Source organism: Jatrophihabitans sp. (assembly GCF_036389215.1).
Lineage (GTDB): Bacteria > Actinomycetota > Actinomycetes > Mycobacteriales > Jatrophihabitantaceae > Jatrophihabitans_A.
The window spans coordinates 1-1,948 of record NZ_DASVQG010000087.1 but is presented as its reverse complement, the minus strand read 5'-3'; the positions used below and the strand labels follow the sequence as shown (position 1 = coordinate 1,948).

The following is a 1,948-nucleotide window of genomic DNA, read 5'->3' as shown; positions in this document are numbered from 1 at the left end:
CACGGTCGCCAGCAAGGCCCACCGGCCGGCTGCGGACTTCAGCGTCAGCCCGCCCGGCGCGCCGGCCGTCATCGGCCGCCACCTGGGGCGGGGGCCGGCATCGCTGCGGGCATCTGTGCTCTCCTCCTGCGGCGTCGGCTGCTTGGCACCAGCCGGGACGCCCGGCGATCGCAGCGCTCACCGCCACCGGGCCGGCCTCGCCCAGGGTAATGGTGTACCCCCAACGGGGAGGCCTCTTGAGATACGCGAAATTGCCTCTGCTCAAATGAAGCCATGATCGAGTCGTTCACCGATGTGCTCAGAGCCAACCAGGACTACGTCGCCAGCTACCGCAACCGGCACCTGGAAGGCAGGGCGGCCCGGGGGCTGGCCGTGATCACCTGCATGGATTCCCGGATCGACCCGCTGGGGATGCTGGGACTGGACAAGGGCGACGCCAAGATCCTGCGCAACGCCGGGGCCCGGGTGACCGAGGACGTGCTGCGCACGCTGGTGCTGGCCGTGCACCTGCTCGACGTGCGGCGGGTGATGGTGGTCGCGCACACCGACTGCCGGATGTCCAAGGTGACCGACGACCAGGTGCACGAGCACATCCTCGCCGGATCCGGGCTCGACACCCGCAGCCTGGATTTCGGCACCGTCACCGACCCGGGGGCCGTGCTGGCCCGGGACGTCCGGAAGATCCGGAGCTCGCCCTACCTGCCGGGCGACCTCGCCGTCATCGGCTGCATCTACGACATCGCCACCGGCGCGCTCAGCGTCGAGGTCGGCGACTGAGCCACCAGCCTTCGGTCAGGCGCTGAAGCGGAGTTAGTCGACCTCGAGCCCGGTGGCCTGCTTCTGCTTGTCCGGGGTGAGCTTGCGGGTGTCACGCGGCTCGGCGAACGGCGTCTGGTCCTCGGGCTGGCCCGCCTCGATGGCACGGGCATGCTGCAGCTCGGCGTTGAACTCCGCACCCAGCAGTATCGCGATGTTGGTGATCCACAGCCAGATCAGGAAGATGATCACGCTGGCGAGCGAGCCGTAGGTCTTGTTGTAGGAACCGAAGTTGGCCACGTAGAAGGCGAAGCCGGCCGAGGCGATGATCCAGATCAGGACGGCCAGCACCCCGCCGGGGCTGACCCATTGGATCCCGGGCTGCTTGACGTTCGGCGCGGCGTAGTAGAGGACCGCCAGCATCACGCTGACGATGATGATCAGCACCGGCCACTTGGCGATGCTCCACACCAGCAGGCCGGTGTCACCGACACCGAGCGCATGCCCGACCTTGTCGGCCAGCGGGCCGCTGAACACCACGATGACCGCGGCCAGCACGCCCAGGACGGCCATCGCCAGGGTGATCAGCAGCCGGAGCGGGATCGTCTTCCAGATCGGGCGCCCCTCGCCCATCTCATAGATCGCGTTCGAGGCCCGCATGAAGGCGGCGATGTAGCTGGAGGCCGACCACCAGGCGACCAGCAGGCCGAGGATCGCGGCGAGGCCGGCGCTGTTGCGCGACCGGACGCTGGTCAGGATCTGCTCGAGCACCGAGCGCACCCCGCCGGGGGTGAGCTGGCCGATGTTCTGCACCAGTTGGTCGGTGGTCGACTTTCCCAGCAGGCCGAGCAGCGAGACCATCACCAGGAGCGCGGGGGCCAGCGTCAGCACGCCGCGGTAGGTCAGCGCGGCGGCCCAATCGGAGAGGTTGTCATTCTTGAACTCCTTGATCGAACGCTTCAGCACACCCTTCCAGGAGGTGTCGCTGAGGTCGGTCAACTCATCGGGCGCTCGGTCGGCCTTGGTGCTCATCTTGGGGCTCCGGTTCTCGGGCTTCGTGCCAGCTGCCTCGGTGCTCGGGGGCGGTAGGGCACAGCCAGTTAGCTGTCAGCGGCTGCTCGCTTCGGGGCGAGGCCGACCGGCGAGGAACTTCATCGCAGCGGCTGGAAGTTCAACCACAGATCACGTTTCG

General features: G+C 68.1%; 2 protein-coding genes. One reads left to right on the top strand and one right to left on the bottom strand.

Translation table 11 applies throughout. The features are described 5' to 3' along the window. Positions 1-273: 273 nt before the first annotated feature. The gene (locus VF542_RS03985) at positions 274-777 is read left to right on the top strand and encodes a beta-class carbonic anhydrase (RefSeq protein ID WP_408650411.1); all 504 of its coding nucleotides are present in this window, start codon (positions 274-276) and stop codon (positions 775-777) included. A 33-nt stretch (positions 778-810) separates the two neighbouring features. Here VF542_RS03985 and VF542_RS03980 read toward each other — a convergent pair whose 3' ends face one another. Further along, complete coding sequence (locus VF542_RS03980; RefSeq protein WP_408650410.1) at positions 811-1,788, bottom strand: YihY/virulence factor BrkB family protein; 978 nt, start codon at positions 1,786-1,788, stop codon at positions 811-813. Positions 1,789-1,948: the final 160 nt, after the last annotated feature.